Genomic DNA, 15275 nt, shown 5'->3' on the forward strand with positions numbered 1-15275 from the left:
TTTCCAGCGGGGCGATGCGATACGCAACCACATCCTCAAGACACCGTTAACCCGCCGGTGCTGGCCTGGGCTCGGGTTGCGCGCCGTGCCATCACCCAAGCCAATACCGGCGCCAGGGTAAACAGCGCGAACAGCCATTGTGCCGCATTGGCGATGCCGGCATTGCCGGTCGCATCATTGATGCCCGCCACGTTGGAGATAACGCCCGCCAGTGCCGCGCCCATAGCCATGGCGAACAGTTGCAGAGTGGTAATCGACGCAGCGGCCGTGTCTTTGTCCTGCTCCGACGCCACTTGCAGAATGCGCGTCAGCAGGTGCGGCCAACCCAGGCCAATGCCGAAACCTACCAGGAACATTCCGAGGCAGATGGGCGCCAGCCGTGCCCATTCGCCCAGGCTGGCCATGGGGGTGGTGATTGCCAGCAGCACCAGTCCGCCCACGATAAACAGCGGCCCGGCGAGGATGGCGCGTTGTGCGCTGCGGCCTGTCCAGCCGGAGCTGAGGATTTCCGAGACGGTCCAGCCGACGGCCATCAGTGCCGCCATATAACCGGCATACAGCGGCGACTGGCCGTGCAGGTGCTGCAGAAAGTACGGCATGAAAATTTCGCTGCTCATGCCGATCACCAGCAGGCAGATGGTCGCATAGAGCGCACAAAGCGGGGTGTTGAACCTCAACGCGTCCCTGGGCAACAGGCGGATCGAGGCGTTGGACTCGTGCCGGATCAGCAGAAATACCAGCCCGGCACAGGCCGCAATGCCCAGCAGGTTCCAGCTCGGCAGCGACGAGACGCTGCCCGCACACACGGCCAGCACCGCAGCGGCCAGCAGCACCAGTTGCGGCACGGGCAAGCGGCTGGCGCTGTCCGTGGCGTTGTCACGGGGTGGCAGCGCACGGTGAGTGAGCACGATGTAGGCGAGGCTCACCGGCACCATGGCGCCGAAGGCGTAGCGCCAGGCGTCCAGTTCGGCGAACACGCCCCCCACGGCCGGGCCTACCAGCGTTGCGACGCCCCACATGCCCGACACCAAGGCCATTGCCCGGGGCCACAGGCGTTCTTCGAACACCAATTGGATCATCGAATAACACAGGGCCAGCAACATCCCGCCGCCCAGCCCCTGGATCAAACGCCCTGCGAGCATCACCGGCATGCTCGGCGCCAGTGCGCAGATCAACACGCCGACCATGAAGATCAGCGTGGCAACGGTATAGGCCAGCCGTGGGCCGGTGTGTTGCAACAGCTTGGAGGTGAGGGCGGAACCGAGGATCGAGGCCACCACGTACAGCGTGGTGCTCCATGCATAGAGCGCCAACCCGCCGATTTCAGCGACCACCGACGGCAAAATAGTGGTGGCGATGTAGGTGTTGGTGGCATAGAGCGCTATGCCGCCGGAGAGGGCGATGGAACGAGCGGCGTTCTTGCCGCGCAGCAATTCGCCCCAACTGCTGTCATGGGTTTGCATCGACTATTCCTTGTTGTGCTGTCGTGCTTGGCTTGATTTACCAAGTGATCGCTTTGAATATTGCGATGCGGCGATTTATTTTGTCAAGAAATGGCTTGGAATATTCATCGCAGGTGGCCTCTGCCCGCGTTCCATCGAAGGCTCAACGGCTTGCCTCCAGCGCTGACGCGACTTCCTCTGCGACCTCCCTGAATGCCCGCGCCGCCGCTGACGGGTACACCCCTTTACGCTGCATCAACACGGCCGTGCGTTGCAGGCGCTGTGGCCCCAGTTCAATCGCGACCAACCCCGGATGCGCCCGCGCAATGGCGGCGGGCAACAGGGTCGACAGGGTCGTTCTGCGCACCCCCTCAATCAGCGCGCCGATGACATTGGCCTCCATCACCACGCGTGGGCGAATGCCGTGTTGGTTGAAGTAGCGGTCGATTTGCTCGCGGGTAGCGAACGCTTGACTCAACAAAATCAGGGATTCGGCGTTCAGCGCCGGCAGGCCGATAGTCCGTTCCCCGGCCAGCGGATGCTGACAGCCGACCACCAGCGCCAGGGTTTCAACCAGCAGCGGGGTGGCCTCGATGTCCTGCGCGTGCACCTCATCAAAGGCGATCCCCACGTCCAGCTCGTCGGCCAGTAGCTGGCGTTCCAGCGCTTCCTGGGCGACCTCATGCAGACTCAAGGTGATGTTCGGATAGCGGCGGTGGAAAGCTTCCATCAGCGGCCCGACAAGGTAAGTGGTGAAAGTGGGCGTGAACGCGATCCGTAGCGACCCTCGGCTCAAATCGCCTACGTCATGAATCGCACGCTGACCTTGCTGCAGCTCCTGCGCGGCCCTCAATGCGTAACGCAGGTAAACCTCGCCGGCATCGGTCAGGCGTGTCTTGCGACCCGAGCGATCGAATAATTGCGCGCCGAGGCTTTCCTCCAACTGCCGTATTTGCTGTGAGAGCGCCGGTTGCGAGACATGCAAGGCCTCGGCCGCTTTGGTAAAGCCTGCGTGTTGTGCCACGGCCAAAAAGTACTGGATGTGCCGTGCCAGCATGTTTGATTTCATAAGATTATCTAATGCTCTGGATAATATTTGAGACTTTTACCTTATTTAAACGGCTGCGTAACCTCTGCTCCATCGCATCGCGAACCCACGGAGTCACCCATGCAAGACATCATCGAAGGTTTCCTGAAGTTTCAACGCCATGCCTTCCCCGAGCGCGCCGGCTTGTTCAAAGACCTCGCCAACCAGCAGAGCCCGCGAGCGCTGTTCATCTCCTGCTCCGACAGCCGCCTGGTGCCTGAGTTGGTCACGCAGCGCGAGCCAGGCGACCTGTTCGTGATCCGCAACGCCGGCAATATCGTGCCGTCCTACGGCCCGGAGCCCGGAGGTGTGTCGGCCTCGGTGGAATACGCGGTGGCTGCCCTGCAAGTCAGCGATATCGTTATCTGTGGGCATTCCGATTGCGGTGCGATGACCGCCATCGCCACCTGCACGTGCCTGGACCACATGCCCGCCGTGGCCGGCTGGTTGCGTTACGCCGATTCCGGCCGGGTGGTCAACGAGGCCCGCCAGCATGTCGATGTGCCCGCGAAAGTCGCCGCCATGGTGCGTGAAAACGTGATCGCGCAATTGGCCAATATCCAGACTCACCCTTCGGTTCGCCTTGCCCTTGAAGAGAGGCGGGTGACCCTGCATGGCTGGGTCTACGACATCGAAAGCGGCGGCATCCAAGCCTTCGACAACCGTACCGGCAAATTCGTCGCCCTCGCCGACAACCCGAGCGTGCGGGCCGTTTCGCACTAACCCCTGATGTTTACCCACGGAGATAAACCCATGATTCATTCGCAAATCAGCCAGAACACCCGCCTTGCCCTGACCGACGTCATCCTGTTGGCCAAGGCCCGCAAAGACCTGTCGTTCGCCCAGATTGCCGAAGGCACCGGCCTGCATGAAGCCTTCGTTACCGCCGCCTTGCTAGGCCAGCACCCACTGCCGGCGGACGCCGCGCAAAAGGTGGCCGACACCCTGGGCCTGGACGCGGACGCGGTCGCCCTGCTGCAAACGATTCCGTTGCGCGGCAGCCTCGGCAACGGCATTCCCACCGACCCGACGATCTACCGCTTCTACGAAATGATTCAGGTCTACGGCACCACGCTCAAGGCGCTGGTTCACGAGAAGTTTGGCGACGGCATCATCAGCGCCATCAACTTCAAGCTGGACGTCAAAAAGGTCGATGATCCGGACGGCGGCTCCCGCGCCGTGATCACTCTGGATGGCAAATACCTGCCGACCAAACCGTTCTGATCGCGAGATAAAAAAAACGGCGCCGTGAGGCGCCGGTTCACGTTGCAGCAAAATCCAGCAGGTCTCGGGCTCCGAATGACTACGGCGCTTCGAAGCCCTCGTAATTCAGGGAAATCCCATCGTCTTTGGGGTAGCTCACATACACCACTACCGCATCGCTGTTATCCACCAGGGCGAACGGCCATTTGCCGTTGGCCTTGCGCATGCGTTCATACAACGGCAGGTAAAAATCCTTGGTCTGGCCGCGCGGGTCGTAGGGCGCTTGCACATGGAAAACCGGATAGTGCCCATCGTTGCAGAGCTGGATGCGTTCAAGCTGGAAATGGTTTTTCTCCAGCAACGCACGGGTCGGATGCTGCCAGGTGGTGAGATCGACGTCTTGGCAGTCGTGGGCGGTGTCGGTGTAGAGCGTGGTGTCTTTCAGGACGGGGAGCGCGCAGGCCACACCGGGTAAAAGCACCAGTACCCAGGCGGCGAGGGGAACTTTCATTATTTAACGTCCTTGAAATGGGGGGCACATCATGACTTGAAATGGGCGGGTTGTGTAGAGGGTGTGCGGGACTAGGAAGTTGCTGACGAGGTCTTACTTTCAGGTATTACAGATGAGGACTTCGTGTTTTTAGGAAGTTGTGGGGTTACTTGAGTTGATAAAACGTGCAAGGGTAATGGTGTGATTCATACGGCTGGATTGATTGGAGTCCTTGGATAATAACTATTTGTCGCTAGGGTGATGATTATGGATAACTCAGTTGTTTGGTGGCGGTGGATGAGTGGGCGCAGACCTGTATTTGCTTTGTTGGGTGTTTTAGCCGTTTCGGTCAGTGAAGAGGCTTTTGCGTCGGAATGGTCTATCTCTAAAACCATGGCGCCCGGTTCCGTACTTGTGCTGTCCAACTCGAATATCGACCCCGCTGTTGGGTTCTCGCTGTTTAATATTCTTTCCGCTGATATACCTGCCGGTACATTTGCTGACCCCAAGCAATTATTAGAGATTCAATGGAAGACAACCTACTACCCTCAAAGCATTCAAGAGGATGTACATCTATGCTACTCACGCCCTTATAGCTCCCAGGAGGATTGTGAACGCATATATCCGAACTATTCTGGAACGCTGTCAAAATTTAATGATCAGGCTTTCGGCAATGGTTCTCGCGTCAAAATAAAGCATTCTGTCTTGGGTGGCACGCCTCCGTTAAATCATCCGGCGGGTGTCGATTTGGTGACATTCCGGTATAGGAACTAATAGGGGTAAAGTACGCTCAGGCTGATTTGTCTGAGGGCTATTTTCCATGTTGGAGATTATGGTGTTTCTGTATAAAACAATGTGCAGGGTGAATACCCATGAATACTATAAATCCCTACGCCTGGACACCTGGCAGTCGTGTGGCCAGCGGTGTAGCTGACGCTGCTACTTTATCTGCTGTGATGCCTGATGAAGGCCAAGTGGATTCTGCTGCTAGTCGATTTGCTTCTACCAGCACCGTCTCAGCGCTTGCTCATCAATTAAACGAAGCCGCAACACGTGCCGTTCAGAAGAGCAACAATCCTCTCGATCTGATTACCGGCGATAACTACTTCGCCAGTAAAACAGTACACGATACCGAGATGCCCAATACCCATGACCCGCAGCTTCTGGCACGAGCCCGTCAAGCGACAGGTTTCGTCAATGGAGTCGACAGCAATCCCTTTAAAGGCCTCGTGCGTGAGCAACTTAGCTTGATTGCCCATGACGAGGGTGGTTCTTTCACCATCAATGAGCGACGCGCGGCATGGGAAGAGTTGCAGTCAACACCGCCAGCGTCTGCTCCTATCCCGAACCCAACAGTTTTTAATGGGCGCGACTTCATGACTGCTCGCCTGTTTGGTGGCAGTGAACCACCTGTTGCCAAGCCATCTGCTACACGGGACAACAGCCACTTGAATCCCGCCGACTTCTTGAACCTCGATGATCGAAACCTGATCGCGGATATGTATGCATATGCCCATGCGGAAGGCGCGGACCTGACTTATGTCACCTATTTAGCCTCGATCCTCAGTACCTATCGCTATTACAACGACGGTCGTCAGCTAGGGGGTGGCAATAATGGTTATGACGCCGACGGCTACCGGGTCACGTTCGATTTCAAGAAAGAGGAGGCGCAGATCGCCTCTCGCATCCTGAACGGTTCGGCGATCAACAGCACCCGTATCGATCAGGGTTTTTTGCGGTACATCCTGCATCCGGACCACGGTGCGTTCACCAACCTTGGCGGCATACCGTTCCTGGAGCGAATGGTGAACAAATTCTCCAATGAAGGCGATGATCAACCGCCCCTCGGCAGCGAGTTCGCCACCTTCAAAAAAATCAACTTCGAAGACTATGCCGTTCGTACCACAAACAAGGCCATAAGGCTGCCGCCCGACAAATCAGTCGCCGTCGTCATCAACGGTGTCTGGAGCCTCACCGAATATGGCAAGGTTTGCGGTTATGCGATTGACTCGGCCACTGGCAGATTGAGCACGCCGTCGGACTCCTCTGGCGAGAAAACGCCGCCGCCCTCGACCCTGGGTGTACCTGCCACCGACGCGGCTAATCGCACGATTTTGGATGCCCTCGCAGAGACCCGCGATCAGCCCACCCAGCGCTGGATCTGGCCTGGTCACTTATTCACGATATTGAGAAATATCAAGCCCTGATACCTCAGGCCGCCAACCTTACAATGCGCTGCATCGAACGAAGTGCCTAGCGCACCAGGCAAGGCTGCTTGTTATTGAAGCGCCAGCCCGGGATCAGGAACTGCATGGCCACGCTGTCATCCCGCGCACCCAGGCCCATGCCTTTATAGACTTCGTGGGCCTTGGCCACTGCGTCCATGTCGATCTCCACACCCAGGCCCGGCTTGGCCGGCACCTTCACGTAGCCCCCTTCGATTTTCAGCGGTTCGCGCGTCAGGCGTTGGCCGTCCTGCCAGATCCAGTGGGTGTCGATGGCCGTGATATCACCGGGTGCAGCCGCCGCGACCTGGGTGAACATCGCCAGGGAAATATCGAAGTGGTTGTTGGAGTGCGAACCCCAGGTCAGGCCCCAGTCGTTGCACATCTGCGCCACGCGCACCGAGCCTTGCATCGTCCAGAAATGCGGATCGGCGAGGGGAATGTCCACGGACTGCAACTGGATGGCGTGGCCCATTTCGCGCCAGTCGGTGGCGATCATATTGGTCGCGGTCTTGAGGCCCGTGGCACGGCGGAATTCAGCCATGACTTCGCGGCCTGAATAGCCGTTTTCCGCACCGCATGGGTCCTCGGCATAGGCGAGCACATGGTGTTGGTCACGGCACAGGCGGATGGCTTCCTTGAGTGACCAGGCCCCGTTCGGGTCGAGGGTGATGCGCGCATCCGGGAAGCGTTCGGCGAGGGCGGTAACCGCTTCGATTTCCGCATCGCCGCTCAAGACACCACCCTTGAGCTTGAAGTCGTTGAAGCCATATCTGGCTTTGGCGGCTTCGGCCAGGCGCACCACGGCCTCACTGGTCAGGGCCGGTTCGTGGCGCAAGCGCAACCACTCGTCCTCTGCGTGCGCCTCGTTGCGGTAGGCCAGGTTGGTCGTTGTGCGGTCGCCGATATAGAACAGGTAACCGAGCATTTTTACCGCATCGCGCTGTTGGCCTTCGCCGAGCAGGGCGGCCACCGGCACTTCAAGGTATTGGCCCAGCAGGTCGAGCAGGGCCGCTTCCACGGCGGTGACCGCATGGATGGTGATGCGCAGGTCAAAGGTCTGCAGCCCACGGCCCGCAGCATCGCGTGAGGCAAAGGTGCTGCGCATCTGGTTGAGGATGCGCTGGTACTGGCCGATGGGCTGGCCGACGACCAGGCTGCGCGCGTCCTCCAGGGTTTCGCGGATGCGTTCGCCGCCGGGCACTTCACCGACGCCGGTATGGCCGCTGCTGTCCTTGAGAATCACGATATTGCGGGTAAAGAAGGGGCCGTGGGCGCCGCTCAGGTTCAGCAGCATGCTGTCATGGCCGGCCACGGGGATGACTTGGAAGTGGGTGATGACGGGGGTAGTCATGGTGATGTCCTGAATGGGCTCAAAGAGGTTTGCTGATAGCGGTGGCCGCTGGTGTAACGCTTGGCGCAGGCAACGCGGCAGAGGGCGACGTCTTGGCGAAGAACACCAGGATCGCCGCCAGCACCGAGGTGCCGGCCAGGCCATAGAGGCCGCCCTGGATCGAGCCGGTGGTCTGCTCCAGAAAGCCGAACGTGGTCGGTGCCACAAAACCGCCCAGGTTGCCGATGGAGTTGATCAGGGCGATCACGGCGGCGGCGATGCGCACGTCCAGGTAACCCTGGGGGATTGGCCAGAACAGCGAAGAGGCGGACTTGAAACCGATGGCTGCAAAACAGATCGCCACAAAGGCAAAGATCGGTCCGCCGGTGGTGGACATGAACATGCCCGCTGCGGCAATCAGCAGCGCAGCGGCAACCCAGGCCTGCTGGAACTTGAATTTGCCCGATAGCGCGGCGAAGGCATACATGGCGATGATCGAGATCAACCACGGGATCGAGTTGAAAAAACCGACCTGCACGTCGTTCAAATCGCCCATCTTCTTGATGATGCTGGGCAGCCAGAAGGTGGCCGCGTAGATCGTCAGTTGGATGCAGAAATACAAGGTGCAGAACAACAGGATCTGACGGTCCTTGAGCAGCTTGCCGAGGGTCGGCTTGACCGTGGTCAGCGCTTCACGGTCGCGCTGCTCCTGGTCGATGGCGCTCACCAGTGCATCCTGTTCTTCACGGGTCAGCCATTGGGCGTCGTGGGGTTTGGAGTCGAGCCAGAACCACACGAAGAACCCCAACGCCACGGACGCCAGGCCTTCGATGGCGAACATCCATTGCCAGCCGTGGAAACCGAACCCTTCGATCTGCAACAACGCGCCCGACAACGGCCCGGAAATCAGTGAGGCCACGGCCGAGCCGCTGAGGAAGATGGCGATCGCTTTGCCGCGTTCAACACCCGGCAGCCAGCGGGTGAAGTAGTAGATCACCCCCGGGAAAAAGCCCGCTTCGGCCACGCCCAGTAAAAAGCGCAGGATGTAGAAGTGGGTTTCGTTCTGGATGAACGCCATCAGCGTGGCGACGATGCCCCAGGTGAACATGATGCGGGTCAGCCAGATCCGTGCGCCGACCTTCTGCAGCAGCAGATTGGAGGGCACTTCGAAGAGCGCGTAGCCGATGAAGAACAGTCCGGCACCCAGGCCATAGGCAGCGGCGCCGATGCCCAGGTCGTGCTCCATGTGCGTGCGCACGAAGCCGATATTGACCCGGTCGATGTAGTTGAGGATGAACATGATCACGAACAGGGGGAGCACATGGCTCTTCACTTTGCTGACGGTGCGGCTGAGCACCGATTCGTTTTCTGCAGCGGCGGATGCTGGATTTGAATGGCTCATGACTCGAAAACTCCCCCTGATTTATTTTTATGCGGGTTTGTGTGTTGTTGATAGACATCATACAAGTGGTGTTCTTGGATTCGCAATTGGGTGATTGATGTTTTTGTGCTTATAAGGCCGCCATTGAAATAGATTTTATGGTTATTTGCCTATGTTTATTGGTGGTTATAGATTTTTTTAGCGTTGTCGAGCAAAGCCGACGTTATCTGGGGCAGGCGGCAGAGGGCGTTGAAATGCAGATTAATCAAGTTGGTTGTCATACAAGTTGAGTGTCTTGTGAACCTAGCCTGCCAGGCTCGGATAGGGAGTGTTAAGCTCCCTCCAGCCCAACCCCGTGGACCCGCAGTGATGCCCATTGAAAACGGAACCCTTGTCCGTAGACGCTCCAGCAACCTGGCCCAAGGCGTGGTCGACGCGCTGACCCAGCGCATCCTGCTCGGGCAACTCAAGCCCGGCGAAAAACTGCCGTCCGAATCCAGCATCGTGCTGGAGCACGGCGTAAGTCGTACCGTGGTGCGCGAAGCCATTTCCAAATTGCAGGCATCAGGCCTGGTGGAGACGCGTCACGGTATCGGCACCTTCGTGCTGGAGCCACGCGCACAGCAGGGCTTGCGCCTGCATGTGGATACGGTCGCCAGTGTGCGCAACATGCTTGAGTTGCGCCTGGGCCTGGAGGTGCAGGCCGTGGCGCTGGCGGCACTGCGCCGATCGGATGAACAACTGGCCCGTATGCGCCAGGCGCTGGATGACTATCAGGCATCACTGGCCAGTAACGACAGCTGCGTGGAGGAAGACAAGCGCTTTCACCAACTGATCGCCGAAGCCACCGGTAATACGTTTTTCACCGAGATCATGGCGCACCTGGGCAATGCGATGATTCCGCGTACCCAGGTCAAGGGCGCCGAACGCGGCGGAGCGGATTTTGCCAGGCTGGGGCAACTGGCGAACCTGGAGCATGAGGCGATCTTCAACGCGATCAGGCGTCAGGACCCGGACGCCGCGCGGGCCGCCATGGTGTTGCATTTGACCAATAGCCGGGATCGATTTTCCGGGGAATGAAAAGGACCAACCGTTGAACGAACACACGCTGTCCATGCGCCTGGAGCGCGTGGCCGCCAACGTGCCGGCCGAATCGCGCCTGGCCGATATCGGCTCCGATCACGCCTACCTGCCGGTGGCGTTGATGCACCGTGGCGTGATCACCGCCGCGGTGGCGGGGGAGGTCGCGACCACACCATTCCACGCCGCCCAACGTACCGTGCGCGACAATGGCCTGGAACAACACATTACCGTGCGCCTGGCCAATGGCTTGGCGGCGATCGAGCCGGGGGACGGGATCACCGCGATCAGCCTCTGCGGCATGGGCGGCGAAACCATTCGCGACATCCTCGACGCCGGGAAGGCGTGCCTGAGCGGCCTGGAGCGCCTGATCCTGCAACCCAACGGTGGCGAGCAACCGTTGCGCCAGTGGTTGATGGACAATGGCTACTCGATCCTGCACGAAGAGCTGTTGCACGAGAACCGCTTCTACTACGAAATCATCGTGGCTGAACGCGCCGGGCCCGTGACCTACAGCGGCGAACAACTGTACTTCGGCCCCCTGCAGATGCAAGCGCGCAGCCCGGTGTTCCTGGCCAAATGGCAACGCCTGCTGCGTCAGAAGCACAAGACCCTGGCCAGCCTTGAACAGGCGCGGCAAGCGGTGCCGCCGGCGAAGGTGCAGGAAGTGGCCCGAGAGGTGCGCTGGATTAGTGAATTACTGGCGTGAAGGCGCAGGCTTCGGTCGCCTGAGGTTGACGTCTTGTGCTCCAATGCGGCCCTTCATTCGCTGACCCAGGACCCCGCCATGGCCGATACCACCGACCAAGCCTTCTACGACCGTGCCGACGCGCACATCGAACTGTCGAACGAGCAGCTCAAGACCTGTGAAAACCTCGGCGAGGTCAGTGCCTCGATGATGTTCGGCACCACGCGTTTCAACGCCTGGGCCAGTGCTCGCAACTTCAAGTCCGGCGCAGAAATGGCCGAGGCGCGGGAGGCCATGCTGAAGTATTTCTGTGATCAGTACCGGATGATGCTTGAGGATAATCTGGATGATCACATCAATAATTTCAGCCGGTATATGCTGGTAAACACCGAGGGCTGATTTCAAGGCGTCTCGACGGGTTACAGACGTGCACGCAACACTGAGTGCTTTCGCCCCATTTTCGTGCGCGCCTGAGCGGGCAGCCGGTGTAGAAGCGCCTGTTTTCGGCCTCGGTACCAACGGCCCACATCTTGCTTGAGCCAGTTTAATCAATGACATGGCATTTTGCTTTTAGTCATTTCTAAGCTGTTTGGGGGAGTGGTCGGCGATGCACAGTCTTTTATCACCGGGTATCCGTTTGCTCGGCCGTTTCGGTTTCGCACGCAAGTTCCAGGTCTTGTTTTTCCTGTTCATGCTGCCCTTGGCCGCGAGCGTGTGGCTGATCGGGCAGGGCTATCGCGACAAGCTCGCGGTGATTGCCAGCGAACAGTCCGGCGTTCGCCAGTTGTTGGCCCTGGACGCGCTCGACAGCCAGCTCACCGCACAACGCAACCTCGCTGCGCGCTGGAAAGCCGTGGACATCCTGCGTGTGCCAACCCCTGCCGCCCAGGCTGCGATGGACAAGGTCGATGCCGCTAACCCGCTGATCCAGCAGAGCCTGCAAGCCTTGGGCGATGTGCTCAACACTGAGCACGCCAGCGCCGACACCCTGGCGCGTTTCGAGGCGTTGCAGGCCGCCGTCAAGGGCATGGACACCCAGTCCTTGCGTGCCGTGGGCTGGTGGCCGGACGGTTATGACCGCTTTACCGCCGCCTTGACCGCCATGCAAACCTTGCGCGAGCAGATCACCCTGGATACCGGCCTGATCCTCGATCCCTGGCTGGAAACCTACCTGTTGATGCAGATTTCCAGCCAGTACACCCCGGACCTGATCGAACGCATCGGCCGCACCGCCAGCGTCGGCGAGTCGTCCATTGCCTCGGGGCAGTTCACCTTGCAAAGCCGCTTGCAGATGCGTGACCTGCGCGGCCGTATCGGCGATGCCCGGGATCAGTTGGTCAAAGCCGCCGCGTCGCTCAAGGCCAAGCAATATCCGGGCATTGAGCCGTGGACTGCCCAATATGACAGCAGCCTGCAGTTGCTGGACAACCAACTCAAGACGCTGGACGAGGGCGTTTTCGGCGGCACCATCAAGCTCGATACTGCCGCGTTCGACAGCAGTATCGACGCCGTGCTGGGTGCCCTGGGCGCGTTGCGCAGCCAGTCGCTGCACGCGCTGGATGCGCGCCTGGGTTACTACCACGGGCAATCGATCAAACAGTTCATTCCGGTGGCGGCGACGTTCAGTCTGTTGGCGTTGGCCGCACTGTACCTGTTCATGTGCCTGCAAGCCTCGATCCGCCGCAGCGCCAGCGGCATCACCACGCTGGCCGAGTCCCTGCGCGACGGCAACCTGTGTATCGAAGTGGCGGTTGAAGGCCGTGATGAACTGGCGCTGATCAGCGCCGCACTCAACGCTGCCGTGGTGCAACTGCGCACCAGCCTGCTGGGCGTCAATCATGAAACCCAGCAACTCGGATCGGCCGTACACACCCTCAACGCACAGTCGGGCAGCACCCTCACCGAGGTCGAAGACCAACAGCACCAGATCAGCCAGATTGCCGCCGCCGCCACCCAACTGGCCGCCACCTCGATGGGCGTCGCCAGAAGTTGCGAGCAAGCCTCTGGAAGCGCCCAGCACACCCGCAGCATTGCCGAGGACAGCAGTCGCGACAGCCAGCGCACCACCGCGAGCATCCAGCAACTCAACCAGCGTCTGACCGACACCGCCAACGCCTTGGAACAGGTCAGCCAGCAAGGCCAGCAGATCCAATCGGTGGTCGATACCATTCGGGGTATTGCCGAACAGACCAACCTGCTGGCGCTCAACGCCGCCATCGAAGCCGCTCGCGCCGGCGAACAGGGGCGCGGTTTTGCCGTGGTGGCCGATGAAGTGCGCAGCCTGTCGCAACGCACCCAGGCGTCCACGGCGCAGATCGCCGGCACCGTGGACAGCCTGCGTGCAACCGTCAGCCAGGCGGTCACCCTGATGGGCGCGGCGTGCGAGCAAGCCCTGACCGACGCCGAGTCAGTCACCGGCCTCGGGGCGCGCCTCGGCGAAATCGCAGGTGCTGTACAAAACGTCACCGACACCCTGGCGCAGATCGCCGCAGCGGTGGAAGAACAGGCGGCCACGGCGGATGAAGTGAGCGGCAATATCCAGCAGGTCGACCAGGCGGCAGGGCGCCTGCTTGATGGCGCGCGTGCCGTGAATCAGGCGGCGGACACCTTGAGCAAAGGCAGCCGGGCATTGAGCGATAACACCGCGCGCTTTCGATTGGGCTGAGTGTTTGTAGTGAGCGGGCTTGCCCCGCGCTGGGGGGCGAAGCCGCCCTAAACCCCGTCACTGCGGTGTTTCAGAAAGACCGAGGTGCCTGGTTTTGGGGCTGCTTCGCAACCCAGCGCGGGGCGAGCCCGCTCACTACAAGTAAATTAGGTGGGCACTCCAGGGCGGTGGTGTAGTCTCTTTTCAGGACACCCCCCCTTTCGCTTAGCGGAGCTACCATGATCACCGTTCACCACCTCAACAACTCGCGCTCGCAACGCATCCTCTGGCTGCTCGAAGAACTCGGCCTGCCTTACGAGATCAAGCGCTACCAGCGCGACCCCAAGACCAACCTCGCGCCGCCCGAGCTCAAGGCCATCCACCCGTTGGGCAAATCCCCGGTGATCGAAGACGGTGGCCAAGTGCTGATCGAATCCGCTGCCATTATCGACTACCTGATCCGCCATTATGGCCAGGGCCGCCTGCAACCCGATCCCGCTACGGCCACCTATGACCAATACGTGCAATGGCTGCACTTCGCCGAAGGCTCGGCGATGCTGCCGCTGATGCTCAACCTCTACGTCGGCCGCCTTGGTGACGCTGGCGCGCCGTTGCACCCGAGGATCGAATCGGAAGTGGCCAATTACCTGGGGTACCTGAACGACGTGCTGGCGGATAAAGCCTACCTGCTGGGCGATGAGCTGAGTGGCGCGGATATCCAGATGAGTTTCATCGGCGAAATCGCCAAGGCCCAGGGCAAGTTGCAGGCTTACCCGAACCTGGCGGCGTGGGTGAAAAAATTCCAGGCGCGGCCGGCGTATCGCAAGGCGGTGGAGCAGGGTGGGGAGTATGCGTTTGCCAAGTAAGGGGCTTCACGGCGTTTACAACTGTTAACGGATTGAAGGGCGCAATCGCTATAGGCTTTGCGTTGTCCGTACAGGAGCCTTCGGTCATGAACTTACGAGCTGTCGCCGTCACGTTAATTGCATTCGCGCTTTTGCTGCCGTCGCCGGCCGAGGCCGCCACGCCCATCAAGCACGTCGCCATCTACCGCGGCCCGGCGGGCTGCGATGACTGTTCCGAGAACGTGGCGAATGCCTTGCGCCGCCTCAATCCCGAGTATCAGATCGATTATGTGGGCGCGCAGGAGGCCATCGACATCACGCCACAAACCCTGGCGCGCTATGACCTCTACGTGCAGCCCGGTGGCGGCCAGGACATTCCTGGTGCCCTGCGCAGCCTGGGTGATGCGCGCGCCGAGGCGATTCGCGGTTATGTCGCCGGTGGCGGGCGCTACCTGGGGTTGTGCATGGGCGCCTATCTGGCGGATGACGGTAACCTCGGCCTGATCCCCCAGGACCTCGACGGCGAAGCCGGTCGCCCCGGTTTTGAAGTGCCCGGCATCGCCGACGCAGCCGTGCAGGTCATGTGGGAAGGCAAGCCTGACCATGTGTTCTTCCAGGACGGCCCTTACATTCCCGCAGCCGACCCGGCCGCGCCCTACAAAACCATCGCGACCTACCGCAACGGCGACGTCGCGGCGGCGCGCTATACCTATGAAAAGGGTGTGGTCGTGCTGAGCGGCCCGCATCCCGAGGCCGGTCGCGAATGGTTCGAGAATGCCGACATCCCATTGAGCAAAATGCCGCGTGGCGATCTGTTTGGGGCGTTGATTCGCAACTTTTGAAGCGCTTGTCATCGC

15 protein-coding genes are annotated in these 15275 nt (G+C 60.2%); 10 read left to right on the top strand and 5 right to left on the bottom strand.

What is annotated here, in order from left to right; translation table 11 throughout:
* Positions 1-35: 35 nt before the first annotated feature.
* Entirely contained in the window at positions 36-1463 is a 1428-nt protein-coding gene (locus tag ACQRBV_RS16935) for an MFS transporter (RefSeq protein WP_411984972.1), read from the bottom strand.
* Between the two features lie 142 nt (positions 1464-1605).
* On the bottom strand, positions 1606-2499 hold the full coding sequence (gene cynR, locus ACQRBV_RS16940; RefSeq protein WP_411984973.1) for a transcriptional regulator CynR: 894 nt from the start codon (positions 2497-2499) through the stop codon (positions 1606-1608).
* A 111-nt stretch (positions 2500-2610) separates the two neighbouring features.
* On the opposite strand from cynR, the gene ACQRBV_RS16945 reads away from it, so the two are divergent.
* Positions 2611-3252, top strand: coding sequence for a carbonic anhydrase (locus tag ACQRBV_RS16945; RefSeq protein ID WP_060755825.1), 642 nt, complete (start codon positions 2611-2613; stop codon positions 3250-3252).
* Positions 3253-3282: 30 nt separating this feature from the next.
* On the top strand, positions 3283-3753 hold the full coding sequence (gene cynS, locus ACQRBV_RS16950; protein ID WP_411984974.1) for a cyanase: 471 nt from the start codon (positions 3283-3285) through the stop codon (positions 3751-3753).
* Positions 3754-3832: 79 nt separating this feature from the next.
* Here the strand turns inward: cynS and ACQRBV_RS16955 are convergent, their stop codons facing one another.
* Entirely contained in the window at positions 3833-4243 is a 411-nt protein-coding gene (locus tag ACQRBV_RS16955) for a hypothetical protein (protein ID WP_411984975.1), read from the bottom strand.
* A 246-nt stretch (positions 4244-4489) separates the two neighbouring features.
* On the opposite strand from ACQRBV_RS16955, the gene ACQRBV_RS16960 reads away from it, so the two are divergent.
* Both ACQRBV_RS16960 and ACQRBV_RS16965 read left to right on the top strand, forming a co-directional pair.
* Positions 4490-4996: a hypothetical protein gene (locus tag ACQRBV_RS16960; protein ID WP_411984976.1), complete on the top strand. Its 507-nt coding sequence runs from the start codon at positions 4490-4492 to the stop codon at positions 4994-4996.
* 98 nt (positions 4997-5094) lie between these two features.
* The gene (locus ACQRBV_RS16965; protein ID WP_411984977.1) at positions 5095-6429 is read left to right on the top strand and encodes a hypothetical protein; all 1335 of its coding nucleotides are present in this window, start codon (positions 5095-5097) and stop codon (positions 6427-6429) included.
* A gap of 46 nt (positions 6430-6475) precedes the next feature.
* Here ACQRBV_RS16965 and gudD read toward each other — a convergent pair whose 3' ends face one another.
* Together gudD and ACQRBV_RS16975 are read right to left on the bottom strand one after the other, a co-directional pair.
* Positions 6476-7801: a glucarate dehydratase gene (gene gudD / locus ACQRBV_RS16970; protein ID WP_411984978.1), complete on the bottom strand. Its 1326-nt coding sequence runs from the start codon at positions 7799-7801 to the stop codon at positions 6476-6478.
* A gap of 19 nt (positions 7802-7820) precedes the next feature.
* Entirely contained in the window at positions 7821-9182 is a 1362-nt protein-coding gene (locus ACQRBV_RS16975; RefSeq protein ID WP_411984979.1) for an MFS transporter, read from the bottom strand.
* Between the two features lie 348 nt (positions 9183-9530).
* On the opposite strand from ACQRBV_RS16975, the gene ACQRBV_RS16980 reads away from it, so the two are divergent.
* The 6 genes from ACQRBV_RS16980 to ACQRBV_RS17005 all read left to right on the top strand — a co-directional run bounded on the left by ACQRBV_RS16980 (position 9531) and on the right by ACQRBV_RS17005 (position 15260).
* Positions 9531-10241 (top strand): FadR/GntR family transcriptional regulator, encoded by a 711-nt coding sequence (locus ACQRBV_RS16980; RefSeq protein ID WP_161549957.1) that lies wholly within the window; start codon positions 9531-9533, stop codon positions 10239-10241.
* Positions 10242-10254: 13 nt separating this feature from the next.
* Complete coding sequence (locus tag ACQRBV_RS16985) at positions 10255-10950, top strand: tRNA (adenine(22)-N(1))-methyltransferase (protein WP_411984980.1); 696 nt, start codon at positions 10255-10257, stop codon at positions 10948-10950.
* Positions 10951-11028: 78 nt separating this feature from the next.
* On the top strand, positions 11029-11328 hold the full coding sequence (locus ACQRBV_RS16990) for a DUF3144 domain-containing protein (RefSeq protein ID WP_090369759.1): 300 nt from the start codon (positions 11029-11031) through the stop codon (positions 11326-11328).
* 208 nt (positions 11329-11536) lie between these two features.
* The gene (locus ACQRBV_RS16995) at positions 11537-13594 is read left to right on the top strand and encodes a methyl-accepting chemotaxis protein (protein WP_427877925.1); all 2058 of its coding nucleotides are present in this window, start codon (positions 11537-11539) and stop codon (positions 13592-13594) included.
* Between the two features lie 218 nt (positions 13595-13812).
* The gene (locus ACQRBV_RS17000) at positions 13813-14439 is read left to right on the top strand and encodes a glutathione S-transferase family protein (protein WP_161549951.1); all 627 of its coding nucleotides are present in this window, start codon (positions 13813-13815) and stop codon (positions 14437-14439) included.
* Positions 14440-14525: 86 nt separating this feature from the next.
* Complete coding sequence (locus tag ACQRBV_RS17005) at positions 14526-15260, top strand: BPL-N domain-containing protein (RefSeq protein WP_411984981.1); 735 nt, start codon at positions 14526-14528, stop codon at positions 15258-15260.
* Positions 15261-15275: the final 15 nt, after the last annotated feature.

Source organism: Pseudomonas sp. R11F, from assembly GCF_050312575.1.
Classification (GTDB): Bacteria; Pseudomonadota; Gammaproteobacteria; order Pseudomonadales; family Pseudomonadaceae; genus Aquipseudomonas; species Aquipseudomonas palleroniana.